Genomic DNA, 13,224 nt, shown 5'->3' on the forward strand with positions numbered 1-13,224 from the left:
TGGCCAACCTGGTGTCACAGCTGGCCCCGACGTCCGGCGGACCGCTGCAACTCACGCCGCACGCGCTGCAAGACGGCGTGCTCGGCACGCTGACCTCGGGCATCGCGCCGCAGACGAGCTCATTGACCGACGGACTGGTCGAGCAGGCGACACCCCTGGTGTCGCAGTTGCATCACGCCGGCGTACCAACCGTCGGCGACGTGACGAGCGGGCTGAGCGGGACGCAAGTGCCGGTGGTCGGCACGGTCGGCAGCGTGACGCAGATGGTGCCGGTGACGGCGGTCCTGGGCGCGCAAAGCCCGGTCACGGGTGCGGTGCAGAACCTCAATGGCCTGTAAGCGGGCGAAGAGTTTCGCCGGAAAATGCGCTGGTCCATTCTTCGGACTTCGAAACAGTAACGGCCACTTTACTCAAACGTTACCTCGAAGAGCCGAAACCTCAGCCGTCTCCGGCTCGTAATTCCCAGTGACGACGACCCGCTCTTCGAACTCGGCCGGGGCCACGGCGCGGGGTCGGCCGACGCGCAGCGGCGGGCGACCCCACAGCCACACGCAAAGCCCCGGCCAAGTTCGACGAGAGCGACGACCCGGTCCGGAGTATCGCGGCGGGGCGTCATCCGGGCCGTCGTCGGCCCACCCGGCCGGGGTGCGGGGGCCAGCCAGCCCCGGGCCGTACAGTCCACACGGAAATGAGAGACACAACAGATGAGCCACGCCGGGCGTCGAATCGCCTCCACCGCGGCGGCCGCCGCCGCCGTCGCACTGCCGGTCGCCGCGGCCGGGTCCGCATACGCGGACACCCTGCCGGTGGTCGGCCAGCTTCCGGTGGTCGGCAACCTGGCCAACAGTGCCACCGCCAACACCGGCAGCCTGACCCAGGCAGTGCCGCTCGCCAACCTCCCGGTGGTCGGCGGACTGACCAACACGGCGAACACCGGCTCCGCGCTGAACAACCTGCCCGTGGTCAGTGGGCTGACGTCCGGCGGGCTGACCCCCGGCGGGCTGTCGAACGTCGCGGGCCTGGCCGGCAACAGCGGCACCTCCTCGCTGGACAGCCTGTCGATGCTCAACGCGCTGACCACCGCCCTCAGCCGGGGCGGGCTGCCGCTGGTCGGCAACTTCTCGGGGCTCGACAACCTGACCGGCTTCGGCTCGGCCCTCGCGCAGGGCCGCTCGTCGGCCGTGTCGGCCGTGCCGGAGTCGGTGCCGATGCAGTCCGCGCAGCAGGAAGCGACTGCCACGGTGGCCCAGGCCCCGGCCGCGGCCGAGCACGAAGTCGCGGCGCCACAGCACGTGGCGACGAGTTCGCTGCGGCACGTGGCAACCGACGCACAGAAGCTGACGACGCATTACATCCCCAAGCACGCTGCCACGTCCAAGGCGGCGCACAGCAACAAGACAGCGCACAGCGCGAAGGGCTGACACGCCGTCAGCGCAACGCATAGGTGGCCTGCCGCATCCGTAAAGGAGCGGCAGGCCACCTGCTTTTGAGCTGATAAGGGTGAGCCCAACAGACAAGCCCAACAGACAAGCTGAGTGCTAAGACAGTTGGAGCTGGTGAATCCGGGTCACGCGGCGAGCCGGGCGGCGGCAGCCGCGACGCGCTCGTCGGTCGCGGTGAGCGCTATCCGGACATGGTGCTCTGCGCCGGGACCGTAGAACTCTCCGGGCGCGACCAGGATGCCGAGATCGGCGAGGTACGTGAGGGTGTCCCAGCACGGCTCCGGCTCGCCGTCGACGATGCGCGACGCCCACAGGTACAGCCCGGCTTCGGAGTGGCTGATCCGGAAGCCCGCGCTTTCCAGCGCCTCACGCAACACGACGCGGCGCGAACGGTAGCGCTCCTTCTGGGCGGCGGCGTGCTCGTCGTCGTCAAGCGCGGCGGCGGCAGCGGCCTGGATCGGGCCGGGCGTCATCATTCCGGCGTGCTTGCGCACTTCGAGCAGTTCGGCGACCACCGCCGGATCGCCCGCCAGGAACGCCGAGCGGTAGCCGGCCAGGTTCGAGCGCTTCGAGAGCGAGTGCACCGAGATCACGCCCTCGTGCGAGCCGCCGCACACGTCCGGGTGCAGCGCCGAGGCCGGATCGGGCCCCTCCCAGCCGAGCGTGATGTAGCACTCGTCCGAGGCCACCAGAACGTCACGGGCCCGCGCCCAAGCGACGATCGCGCGCAGCGCATCCGCCGAAAGTACCCTGCCGTGCGGGTTGCCCGGCGAATTCAGCCAGAGCAGCCGGAGATGCTCCGGCGCCTCGCCGCGCCCGATCCAGCCGTCCAGCAGTTCGCGGTCGGAAACCGGGACCGGCGTCGCGCCCGCGAGCAGCGCGCCGATCTCGTACGTCGGATAGGCCGGGGCCGGATACGCGACGACGTCGCCCTCCGCCAACCCGAGCTGCCCCGGCAGCGCGGCCACCAGTTCCTTCGAGCCGATCAGCGGCAGCACCGCAACGGGATCCACGGTCACGCCAAGCGCCCGCCGCATCCAGCCGGACGCGGCCTCGCGCAGCATGGCGGTGCCGTGCGTCGTCGGATAGCCCGGCGAGTCGGCGGCGGCGCTCAGGGCGCGCCGCACACTCTCCGGCGTCGGATCGACTGGCGTGCCGACGGAAAGATCCACCCGCCCGCCGGGCTGGGAGTCGGCCTTGGCCGCGTACGGCTTGAGGCGGTCCCAGGGGAACTGCGGCAGGCGGGTGGAGACGTTCGGCATCGAGCCGCTCAGTGGCTCGCGCCCTGAAGCGGGATCGCCTGGATCACCGGGTGGTCCTTGGGGATCAGGCCGAGCTTCGACGCGCCGCCGGGCGAGCCGAGGTCCTCGAAGAACTCGACGTTGGCCTTGTAGAAGTCCTTCCACTGCTCCGGGGTGTCGTCCTCGTAGAAGATCGCCTCCACCGGGCAGACCGGCTCACACGCACCACAGTCAACGCACTCGTCTGGGTGGATGTACAGCGAACGCTCGCCCTCGTAGATGCAGTCGACCGGGCACTCCTCGATGCAGGCCTTGTCCTTGACATCCACACAGGGCTGCGCGATGACGTAGGTCACGTCCGGGTCCTCCTGGCCATGGGGCGGGTCGCGGTGAGCCCCGACCCCTCCGTCAATCCATACTGTAGTGCCCACCTAGTATCGCGCTTAGCGATGGTCGAAAGCGCAAAGGGGCGCCGAGTGGACGGTACATCACGGGGCGGCCCCGTACGTGTGAGTACACAACATGTGGGATCACGAGTCGTGCTGCGCTACCGGCTGGACCCGCAGGAGCACGGTCAGTTCGGCGAGACACTGTCCGACCTGGTCGGTGAGCTGGTGGAATGGCCGACGGACCCGGAGGGCCGGGCGACCGTGCGGCGCCGATCCGGCGAGTTGGTGTCCGTCGAGCGGTCCCGGATCGTGGCCGGCAAGGTGATTGCGACGGTCAGTCGGCCGTCAGCAGATTGACCGGCTCCGGCCAATTGGGCAATCGCCGAGTAACGGCCGGGCTACTGCACGGAGGGCGCGTAGCCGGCTTCGGTCAGGCGGCTCAGCACGGCCGCGGCGTGATCCGCACCGCGCGTCTCCAGGGTGACCGCGACTTCCACTTCGCCGACGCCGAGCCCGGCGGAGGTGCGGCCGTGCTCGACGTCCACGACGTTGGCGTCCACCGCGGCCAGCGCGGCGAGCAGTTGGGCCAGCGCACCGGGCCGATCGGTCAGCCGCAGCCGGAGGGACAGGAAGCGGCCCGCCGACGCGAGCCCGTGCCGGATCAGCCGCAGCAGGAGCAGCGGATCGACGTTGCCCCCGGACAGGACGGCGACGATCGGGGGCTCGAACTCGGGCAGCGCCGCGTCAGACACGGCAGTGTGAGCCAGCACTGCGTCGGAAAGGCCAGCGTCGACAAGAACAGCGCCGGCCGACCCGGCCTTGATCGGCCCGGCCCCGACCGATCCAGATCCGGCCGACACCGCCTCCAGCAGCGCCGCCACGCCGACCGCGCCGGCCGGCTCGACGACGAGCTTGTTGCGTTCGAGCAGGAGCAGCGACGCCTGGGAGATCGACTCCTCGGAGACCGTGAGTATCTCGGTGCCGAGTTCCCGGATGATGCCGAAGGGCACGTCGCCGGGGCAGCCGACCGCGATGCCGTCGGCCATGGTCGCCATGTTCGCGATGCGCGTGGGCGTCCCTGCCGTCAGCGACGCCGGGTACGCTGCGGCCGTCGCCGCCTGGACGCCGACGACCCGCACCTCGGGGCGCAGCGCGTGCATGACCGTGCCGATCCCGGCCAGCAGTCCGCCGCCGCCCGCGGCAACCAGGACGGTCTTGACCTGCGGGCACTGATCGAGGATCTCCAGCGCGACGGTGCCCTGGCCCGCGATGATGTCGGCATGGTCGAAGGGGTGGATCAGCGCGGCCCCGGTCTCCTGGCTGAACCGCTTCGCGGCGACCAGCGCGTCGTCGACGGTGCTTCCGTGGAAGCGGACCTGTGCGCCGTACGACTCGGTGGCGGCGATCTTCGGCAGCGGCGCGCCGTCCGGCATGAAGACGGTGGACTGGATGCCGTGCAGAGTCGCGGCGAGGGCGACGCCCTGCGCGTGGTTGCCCGCGCTCGCGGCCACCACGCCGCGGGCCCGCTCGTGCGGCGGCAGGTTGTGGATGCGGACGTACGCGCCGCGGATCTTGAACGACCCGGCGCGCTGGAGGTTCTCGCACTTGAACCAGACCTCGCCGCCGATCTGCTCGGACAGCGGCCGTGACCAGGCCAGCGGGGTGTGGCGGACGATGTCGGCGAGCAGCTTGCGGGCCGCCAGCACATCGTCGAGGGTCACGGTCGAAGTGGTCGCCATGTCCCAGAGACTACGCGGATCGCGATCGCGATCGGATAACGAAAACGGCTTTCCACCAAAGTTACTTGCACGGCACAAGCAACTAGTTCTATAGTTGCAGGGCGCAAGCAACTATCCACGAGCCCTCACACAACCGAGGTCCCCATGCCCGTCGGCACCCATGAGCAGCCCGCCGGCACGGCGCGCTCCGCTCCCGAGGCGCCCCAGGCCGCTGCGGTCAGGCCGTCGATCCAGGACGTGAACGAGCTCATCGAATCGGTGCGCTCGGTGATGATGCAGGCCAAGAACCGGCAGCGGTCGGTGGAGCAGACCAGCGAGCACGGCCGGGTCTCCGTCCTGTTCGTGCTGTCGAAGCTGGGACCGATGCGCGCCTCCGCGCTGGCGAAGGAGTGCTCGCTCGACCTGTCCACCGTCAGCCGGCACCTGCACGCGCTGGAGAACGAGGGACACGTCGAGCGCAGCGCGGAACCCGACGACAAGCGCGCGTTCCAGGTGGGGCTCACCGAACGGGGACACGACTTCGTGCAGGAGTACTGGCACAACCGGGTGGCCGCGGTACACACCGCGTTGGACGAGTCCGCGTGGAGCGCGGACGAGGTCCAGGTGCTGGCAAAGCTGCTCGACAGGTTCGTCCGCGACACCGAAGGATGCATGAAATGAACGCACCCGCGACGGCGGCGGACGGCCGCCCACTGATGTCGCACCGGCAGATCATGGTGGTCTTCAGCGGCCTGATGCTCGGCATGCTGCTGGCCGCGCTCGACCAGACGATCGTGTCCACCGCGCTGTGGACCATCGTGCAGGACCTCGACCCGGTCAACGGCCTGGCGCACCAGGCGTGGGTCGTCACCGCATACCTGCTCGCCTCGACGGTCGTCACGCCGATCTACGGCAAGCTCGCGGACCTCTACGGTCCGAAGAAGATATTCATGTTCGCCATCACCCTGTTCCTGGTCGGCTCCGCCCTGTGCGGCATGTCGCAGAACATGGGCGAGCTGATCGCCTTCCGCGCCCTACAGGGCCTCGGCGGCGGCGGCCTGATGGCGCTGGTCTTCACGATCATCGGCGTGGTCGTCCCGCCCCGGGACCGCGGCAAGTACCAGGGCTACTTCGGCGGCGTCTTCATGCTGGCGATGGTGCTCGGCCCGCTGATCGGCGGCTTCTTCACCGACCGCAGCCACCTGTTCGGGGTCACCGGCTGGCGCTGGATCTTCTACGTCAACCTGCCGATCGGCATCGTGGCGCTGATCGTGGTCTCGATCGTGCTGCACGTGCGCGACAGCCAGATCAAGCACAAGATCGACTACGTCGGCGCCGCGCTGGTCGCCGGCGGGGCGTCCGCGCTGCTGCTGGTCACCGAGTGGGGCGGCAAGAACTACGCCTGGGGCTCGCCGACCATCCTCGCCCTGATCGCGGCGAGCGCGGCGATGCTGGCCCTCTTCGTGTTCTGGGAGATGAGGGTCGCCACCGAGCCGATCCTGCCGATGCACCTGTTCCGCAACTCGGTCTTCACGGTCTCCAACGTCATCGCGTTCGTGCTCGGCATCGCCATGATGGGCTCGCTGATCTACATCTCGCTGTACCTCCAGCTGGTGGTCGGCTACTCGCCCACGATGGCGGGCCTGGCGATCCTGCCGATGATGTTCGGCATCATGCCGGCGTCGATCATCAGCGGCCGGATGATCTCCAGGATCGGCAAGTACCGGCCCTTCCCGATCGCGGGCACCGCGGTCGCCACGGTGGGCATGTTCCTGATGTCCCGGATCGACGAGCAGACCTCGGCCACCGAGCGCGGGATCTACATGTTCGTGCTCGGCGCCGGGCTCGGCCTGGTGATGCCGGTCCTGACGCTGGCCGTGCAGAACGCGCTGCCGTTCAAGGACATCGGCACCGGCACCTCGGCGAACCTGTTCTTCCGGAACATGGGCGGCTCCTTCGGCACGGCCATCTTCGGCGCGCTGCTGACCAACCGGCTCGGCCACTACATGGCGTCGGCGCTCGGCGCGCGGGCGAGCGTCTTCGACACCGGCGGCAACGCCACCGGGATCAGCCGCAAGAGCCTCGACACGCTCAACGTGAAGTACCCGGGCATCGAGGCGACCGTGCTGCACTCCTTCGTGCTGGCGATGCAGGTGGTCTTCGAGGTGGCGGCCGTGATCATGGCGCTCGGCTTCGTCCTGAGCCTGTTCCTCAAGCAGGTCACGCTGCGCTCGGCCGGCGCCCCCGCGCCGCAGGCCGCACCCGAGGGCCCGGCGGACGCCGCCCCCGACGGTAAGGACGAGGCCACGGCGAGTCCGGCACCGGCCCTGCACTAGCACCACCGGCGGTTCGCACCAGCAAGCAGTAAGTCAGCAGTAAGTCGAAGGCGCATCCGGCCCCTTTCGCAGTGACCGGATGCGCCTTCGCCGTCTCCTCTTCCTACTTCGCCGCCATCCCCTGACGCGCTGACGCCGCGTCAGTCCCTCGGTCCTCAGTCCCCAGGAGCCCAGTAACGTTCCGGGTGAACGATCAGCGCCGCCGCCCCGACCAGCCCCGACTCCTGGCCGAACGCCGCCGGGACGACCCGCACCCCGCGGGCGAACTCCAGCCCGAGCCGCTCGCGCAGCGTGGCCTCAAGCGGATCGAACAGCAGCGGGCCCGCCTGTGACAGGCCGCCGCCGATCGCCACGACCTCGACGTCGCACAGCACGGTGGACGAGGCGATCGCCAGGCCCAGCGCCCTGCCGGCGCGCCGCAGCGCGGTCAGCGCGATCGGATGCCCGCGTCGGGCGTCGTCGACCAACTCGCGGCCGGCACGCTGCTGCGCCGGGACGCCGGGGCGCCAGCCCTGCTCGGCGGCCCAACCGGTCAGCCGGGGGCCGGAGGCGACGGCTTCGAGGCAGCCGATCGCCCCGCAGGCGCACAGCGGCTCGTCGGCGTGGACGATCATGTGGCCGATGTGCCCCGCGTTGCCGGTGCGGCCGTCGATCAGCCGGCCGCCCAGGATCAAGCCGCCGCCGACGCCGGTGGAGACGACCATGCCGAGCATGTCCTGCGTGTTCTGCCCGGCGCCGCGCCAGTGCTCGGCGACCGCGAGGCAGACCGCGTCGTTGTGCACGCGCACCGGCAGCCCCGGGAACGCCTCGGCCAGCCGTGCGCGCAGCGGGAAGCCGCGCCAGGCCTCGATGTTGAGCGGCGAGACCTCGCCCTGCGGCCAGCGCATCGGCCCGCCACAGCCGACGCCGACGCCGACGAACTGCGCCGGGTCGGTCTTCAGCTCGCCGATCAGCCCGAGCAGAGTGCGCAGGATCAGCTCGCCGCCGTCCGGGACGATCGACTGCGGCGTAGCGCCACGCAGGCTCTCCAGCACTCGGCCGCCGCTGTCCACGACGCCGACCGCGAGCTTCGTGCCACCGATGTCGATCGCCAGGACCCGCTCGGTGGGCTTCACCGGCATGCGCCTCCTTAAGGCGTCGGACGTCAGGCGTCAGGCGTCACCAGACGGCGTCGTTCGAGAACAGCGTTGATCGGAACGGTACCGGAGCCGCGCGTAGCCGGACGATCCGGGCTAGACGATCCGGGCGTCGCGCTCGGCGAACGCCAGCACCGACGCGGTGTAACCGTGCAGGTGGTTACGCCCGCCGACCGGCCCGATCTCTCCAGCGCCGAAGAATCCTGACACGGCGTTCGTGCCGAGTCCGGCGCGCACCGCCAGGATGTCGTGGCCGGCGCCGAGCGGTTGCGGGAACAGGTCGCGGGCCCGGCCGTTGCACGAGACCACCAGCGCGCCGCCGATCGTGCTGTAGCCGGGACGCTCGCGACAGGCGGTCAGCACCGCGTCCAGTTCCCGTCCGGCGCTGGCGCCGTCGCGCAGTTGGAAGCGCACCGTGCGCCCGACGCCGACGATGTCGCCGACGGCCACCCCGCCGCGCTCGGGATCGGTGCCGAGCACGCCGCGGATGAGGAAGTCGCCGTTCTCGTGCTGTTCGGCGTACTCGTCCATGGCGACGCCGAGGTGCAGGCCCGTCGCGACGGAGTCGCGCTCCTGCGGGCCGAGCGAGTCGACGATCTCGCGCAGCTTCTCCAGCGCCGGCTGGCCCGCCAGGCCGAGCAGCACGTTCCCGTCGGCCGCGGTGACCGTCATGTTCGGCCCGATCGGCCGGCAGCCCTGGCTGACCGCTATCGCCGCGTCGACCGGCCCGCCGAGCATCACGCCGACCGCGCCCTCGTCGTAGGTCGCGCCGCCGCGGATCAGCCGCGCGGAGCCGCGGCCGGCGGCACCGGGCACCAGGCCGCCGACGAACGGCAGGCCGGGCAGCGCGTCATTGGATCGTTCCACAAAACCGTCGGCCGGGAAGCTGAGCGGATCGGCGAGCACCATGACCACCCGGTCGTCCGGCCAGGGCTCGGGCAAACCGCCCACCGCGATCGACTCCCCTTCGCGGGTGGCTCGCAGATGGAACGGCCTGACCCGGACGCCGGGCAGCCGCCCCGCCCAGACCGCGACCGCGGGCTCGCTGCCCAGCAGCGGCCCAACGGCTCGCGCGTCACCCATCACCCCCGGGGCGAGCGCGCCGATCATCACACAGCGTTCGTTGCCCGTAGCCATCACCATGGCGTGCACCGATGCGGCAATCCGGTCCGCGTCATCCGGATCGATCACCCCGGCGAACACGGCGACCAGATCAGGCGCCCCATCCACCGCCGAGAGCGCGCCATAGGTCGCACGCCGCGCGGCCCGCTCCACGTCCGTGTCCACCGCGAGACCCTCTCCGAAACGCGACATGGAATCCATGATTCCATCACCGCAGTGGTCGGGACATGCCAGATGGCAGGCACAAGCCACCGCACCGAGCCGGACCGAGGGGAGCCGTCGGCTCCAGTCGGCCGACAGACCGACACAGCGAATTACCAGGTCCCTGGTTTCTTCACCCAGATCCCGTGAGCCGAACTACCACCCTGCGCGCGGACGTCGTCGTCAGCAGCCGCTCAGCTGCCCTGTCGCGCCACCAGGTACTTGATCAGCTCATTCATCTGAGACACGAACCCTGACGGTATTCCGCTGACACTCAGCGCACTACGCAACTGGTTGATGCCCTGCTGCGCCGAGGAACCCCGGGAGATTTCGCCCTGCAACGTGCCGACCGCCTGGTTCAGCGGTCCCTGCGCCTGCTGCGGGATCTGCCCGGCGGACTCGGCCTGGGAAACCGTCTGCTGGATCTGCTGCAACGCCTGACTCGGACTGGCCGGAATCGTGGCCAGCGGCGTGGCCGTGTACCCGAGCCCCGGCGTGCTGCTCGCCTGCGCTCCCGCCGATGCCGACTCCGTGGCAGCGGCGCTCGGCGAGGCCGCGGTGGCGCTCGCAGTGGCGCCGACACCGGCGCCGGTCGTCACACTCGGCGAAGCGCTCGCGCCCGCCTGGCCGCCCGACGTCTGCCCACCGCCCGACGAGGCAACCGGAGCCGACGGCGTAGCAGAGTTCGATGAACTGTTCGCGGCACATCCCCACGCGACCCCACCGACCGCGAGCACGACGATCCCCAGCGCGACGTAGAAGGCTGACCGCGGACGCCGCGGCGGCGAACCGTGCCGACCAGCCGCAGAACTCGTCGACGTCACAGGCACCGACGCGACTGCGGACGCGGTCACACTCGCAGCCCCCGCACTCGCAGCCCCCGAGCGCCCGCCACGCTTCCCGCCCCCACGCCCCGAACCGCTGAACGCTTCGACACCAACCGCCGCCCCCACGCCGACCGCCGCACCGACGAGCGCTGACTCGACGACTTCCGACGACTCCGTGACCTCGACGATCTCTTCTTCCTCAACGGCTTGCGCCGCGACCGCCGCCCGCATCTCAGCGGCCTCAATCACCTCGGCCACTTCGACGGCCCCGATCGTCTCCACCACCTCGGCGGCCTCGACGACCTCTTCCGCCTCCACCACCTCGACGGCTTCCGCCGCAAGCACCGCAGCGGCACCCACCACAGCCGCACCGGCCACGGCTGCACCTGCTACACCCGCTACACCTAAACCAGCATCCTTCACGTCCTCACGCACCCGCAGCGCCGCCGCGAGCTCACCCACCGTCGGCCGGCCGCTCGCCTCGCCAAGCGCCGCGACGAGCAGCACTGCGAGTTCGACCCGCACGCCGTAGGTCGCCACCAGATTCAGCTCGGCCCAGGCACGACGACGCTCGACCAGGTCGATCGTCAGCAGCTGCGGCGCGTCCAGGCTCTCAGGGCTCGAACCAGCATCGAATCCGACCCCGAACTCGGCCTCCACCGCCGTCAGCCCGGCCAGCGCGATACAGGCGAGCCAGGCCAGCGCGTACACGTCCGCGGCAGGAGTCAGCTCACTGCCGGAGGCCGCTTCGAGCGCCAGCGCGGCGGCCAGGTCGACCAACAGCACGTTGCGCTCGCCGAGCAGGAACGAGTACGCGGAGAGATGCCCGTGTACGAGTTCGACCTCGTGCAGCACCTTGAGCACGTCGGCTATCCCGACGAGCACCGCGAAGGTCTCCGCTTCGGTCAGCGCACCGCGCAGCAGCACGGTGGCCAGGCTGTCCGCCTCCACCGGCTCAAGGATGACGTATCCCACGTCGTAGACGAAGCCTTCGTCCTCGTCAGCGTCGTCTTCCCGGACGGTGACCTCGACCCCGCCGAAGTCCAGCACCGCAGGCACCGCGGGATGGTTCAACCGGCGCAGCGAGGAGACCACGCCCGCCAACTGTCCCCCCGAGGCGACCACTCCGCGCGACTCGGCGACCTGAAGCCAGACCTCTGCTCCGCGGGTCTCGTCGAGCGCCAACCAGTAGTCGTATTCGACGCCGGTCAGCGTGCTGTCCGCGACGGCGAAACGAGTCAGCCGCTCGATCACGCGATAGCGCTCGGCGACGAAAGTACCTTGCCGGATACCGGATATCCCCACCACGGGCCGCACTGTACACCAGAACACGGCGGGATCCACAAGCATTGATCCCACCGTGTTCGGACCGTGATTACGCAGGTCCGCCGGGCGATTATGGCTCGTCAGCCTCGCCGGGCCCACCGGACATACCGGTCACCCGAGCGCCCGCGACAGATCCGCGAGCAGGTCGGCCCGGTCCTCGATGCCCACCGACAGCCGGACGAGGTCCGCCGGCACCTCCAGCGGCGAGCCCGCGGCGGACATGTGCGTCATCCGCCCCGGGTGTTCGATCAGCGACTCCACGCCGCCGAGCGACTCGCCGAGCGTGAACAACGTCGTCCGGCCGCACATCTCCACTGCGGCCGCCTCGCCGCCCGCGTGCCGGAAAGAGACCATGCCGCCGAACCCGCGCATCTGCTTCACCGCGACGTCATGGCCCGGATGTCCCGGCAGGCCCGGGTAGAGCACCGAGCTCACCTTCGGGTGTGAGCCGAGAAGGGCAGCCACCGCCGCGGCGTTCTCGCAGTGCCGATCCATCCGCACCGACAGCGTCTTGACACCGCGCAGCGTGAGCCAGGCGTCGAAAGGCCCTGCGACGGCACCCAACGCGTTCTGATGGAACGCCAGCCGCGACGCGAGGTCCCCAGTCCCATCAGCGACGACCAGCGCACCGCCCACCACGTCCGAGTGCCCCCCGATGTACTTCGTGGTCGAGTGCACAACCACATCGGCGCCGAGCGCGAGCGGCCGCTGCAAATAAGGGGTCGCAAATGTGTTGTCCACGACAAGCAGCGCCCCCGCCTCCCGCGCGATCTGAGCAAGCCCCGCGATGTCCGAGACCCCCAGCAGCGGGTTCGAAGGCGTCTCGACCCAGATCACCTTGGTCTCCCCCGGCCGCACCGCAGCCCGCACGGCGGAGAGCGAACTGAGATCCGCAGAGGTCCACCCCACGCCCCACCGCTCGTACACCCGAGCGAAGAGCCGATACGTCCCCCCATAAGCGTCATTCGGGATCACGACGTGATCGCCGGGCACCGTGACGGTCCGCAGTAGGCAGTCCTCCGCAGCAAGCCCCGAGGCAAAAGCCAGCCCCCGCGTGCCCCCCTCAAGCGCGGCGAGGCACTCCTCCAGCGCAGCACGAGTCGGATTCGCCGACCGCGAGTACTCGTAGCCGCCACGCAACCCGCCGACGCCGTCCTGCTTGTACGTGGAGACCTGGTAGATCGGCGGGACAACCGCACCGGTCAGCGGATCCGCCTCCTGGCCCGCATGGATGGCGAGCGAGGAGAACCCAAGACGATCCGAGGCAAGATCCCGATCCACAACGCGATCCACCCCACCGCCCGTTCCACGTCCCGTTCCACGCTCTAGTCCGCGGCCCGACTCGCCATCCGACTCCGACTCATCATGTTTCGACTCAGTCATGACGACAGGCTATTCCGCTCATCCCCATTGGTCAGCCATCCCCACTCAGCCACGACACCCCTCGCCCCCAGACGCCACCCTCCCCCCGCCTTATTCCCTCACT

Annotated in this window: 11 protein-coding genes and 1 pseudogene; 5 read left to right on the forward strand and 7 right to left on the reverse strand. The window is 70.0% G+C overall.

Features of this window, described 5'->3' with window-relative positions:
• Together VGS97_RS21760 and VGS97_RS21765 are read left to right on the forward strand one after the other, a co-directional pair.
• Positions 1 to 338, forward strand: a pseudogene (locus VGS97_RS21760) (hypothetical protein); the annotation flags it as partial.
• Positions 339 to 704: 366 nt separating this feature from the next.
• On the forward strand, positions 705 to 1,421 hold the full coding sequence (locus VGS97_RS21765) for a hypothetical protein (protein WP_326855467.1): 717 nt from the start codon (positions 705 to 707) through the stop codon (positions 1,419 to 1,421).
• A gap of 146 nt (positions 1,422 to 1,567) precedes the next feature.
• Here VGS97_RS21765 and dapC read toward each other — a convergent pair whose 3' ends face one another.
• Together dapC and fdxA are read right to left on the reverse strand one after the other, a co-directional pair.
• The gene (gene dapC / locus VGS97_RS21770; protein WP_326855468.1) at positions 1,568 to 2,704 is read right to left on the reverse strand and encodes a succinyldiaminopimelate transaminase; all 1,137 of its coding nucleotides are present in this window, start codon (positions 2,702 to 2,704) and stop codon (positions 1,568 to 1,570) included.
• 8 nt (positions 2,705 to 2,712) lie between these two features.
• Positions 2,713 to 3,039: a ferredoxin gene (gene fdxA, locus VGS97_RS21775; protein ID WP_326855469.1), complete on the reverse strand. Its 327-nt coding sequence runs from the start codon at positions 3,037 to 3,039 to the stop codon at positions 2,713 to 2,715.
• Positions 3,040 to 3,207: 168 nt separating this feature from the next.
• Here fdxA and VGS97_RS21780 point away from each other — a divergent pair, with 168 nt between their 5' ends.
• Entirely contained in the window at positions 3,208 to 3,429 is a 222-nt protein-coding gene (locus VGS97_RS21780; protein ID WP_326855470.1) for a hypothetical protein, read from the forward strand.
• A gap of 41 nt (positions 3,430 to 3,470) precedes the next feature.
• Here the strand turns inward: VGS97_RS21780 and VGS97_RS21785 are convergent, their stop codons facing one another.
• Complete coding sequence (locus tag VGS97_RS21785) at positions 3,471 to 4,811, reverse strand: threonine ammonia-lyase (protein ID WP_326855471.1); 1,341 nt, start codon at positions 4,809 to 4,811, stop codon at positions 3,471 to 3,473.
• A gap of 144 nt (positions 4,812 to 4,955) precedes the next feature.
• On the opposite strand from VGS97_RS21785, the gene VGS97_RS21790 reads away from it, so the two are divergent.
• Both VGS97_RS21790 and VGS97_RS21795 read left to right on the forward strand, forming a co-directional pair.
• The gene (locus tag VGS97_RS21790) at positions 4,956 to 5,471 is read left to right on the forward strand and encodes a MarR family winged helix-turn-helix transcriptional regulator (protein WP_326855472.1); all 516 of its coding nucleotides are present in this window, start codon (positions 4,956 to 4,958) and stop codon (positions 5,469 to 5,471) included.
• Positions 5,468 to 7,126, forward strand: a complete 1,659-nt coding sequence (locus VGS97_RS21795) for an MDR family MFS transporter (RefSeq protein WP_326855473.1) — start codon at positions 5,468 to 5,470, stop codon at positions 7,124 to 7,126. Before VGS97_RS21790 ends, VGS97_RS21795 begins: the two co-directional genes overlap by 4 nt.
• 155 nt (positions 7,127 to 7,281) lie before the next feature.
• Here the strand turns inward: VGS97_RS21795 and VGS97_RS21800 are convergent, their stop codons facing one another.
• From VGS97_RS21800 to VGS97_RS21815, 4 genes are all read right to left on the reverse strand, one after another.
• Positions 7,282 to 8,247, reverse strand: coding sequence for an ROK family protein (locus VGS97_RS21800; protein ID WP_326855474.1), 966 nt, complete (start codon positions 8,245 to 8,247; stop codon positions 7,282 to 7,284).
• A 111-nt stretch (positions 8,248 to 8,358) separates the two neighbouring features.
• On the reverse strand, positions 8,359 to 9,576 hold the full coding sequence (locus tag VGS97_RS21805) for an FIST signal transduction protein (protein WP_326855475.1): 1,218 nt from the start codon (positions 9,574 to 9,576) through the stop codon (positions 8,359 to 8,361).
• A 203-nt stretch (positions 9,577 to 9,779) separates the two neighbouring features.
• Positions 9,780 to 11,720 carry a hypothetical protein gene (locus VGS97_RS21810; RefSeq protein ID WP_326855476.1) on the reverse strand — a complete coding sequence of 647 codons (1,941 nt, stop codon included), beginning with the start codon at positions 11,718 to 11,720 and terminating at the stop codon, positions 9,780 to 9,782.
• A gap of 129 nt (positions 11,721 to 11,849) precedes the next feature.
• Positions 11,850 to 13,019, reverse strand: a complete 1,170-nt coding sequence (locus VGS97_RS21815) for a cystathionine gamma-synthase (protein WP_326855477.1) — start codon at positions 13,017 to 13,019, stop codon at positions 11,850 to 11,852.
• Between the last annotated feature and the right edge of the window lie 205 nt (positions 13,020 to 13,224).

Source organism: Actinocrinis sp., assembly GCF_035946395.1.
GTDB lineage: Bacteria > Actinomycetota > Actinomycetes > Streptomycetales > Catenulisporaceae > Actinocrinis.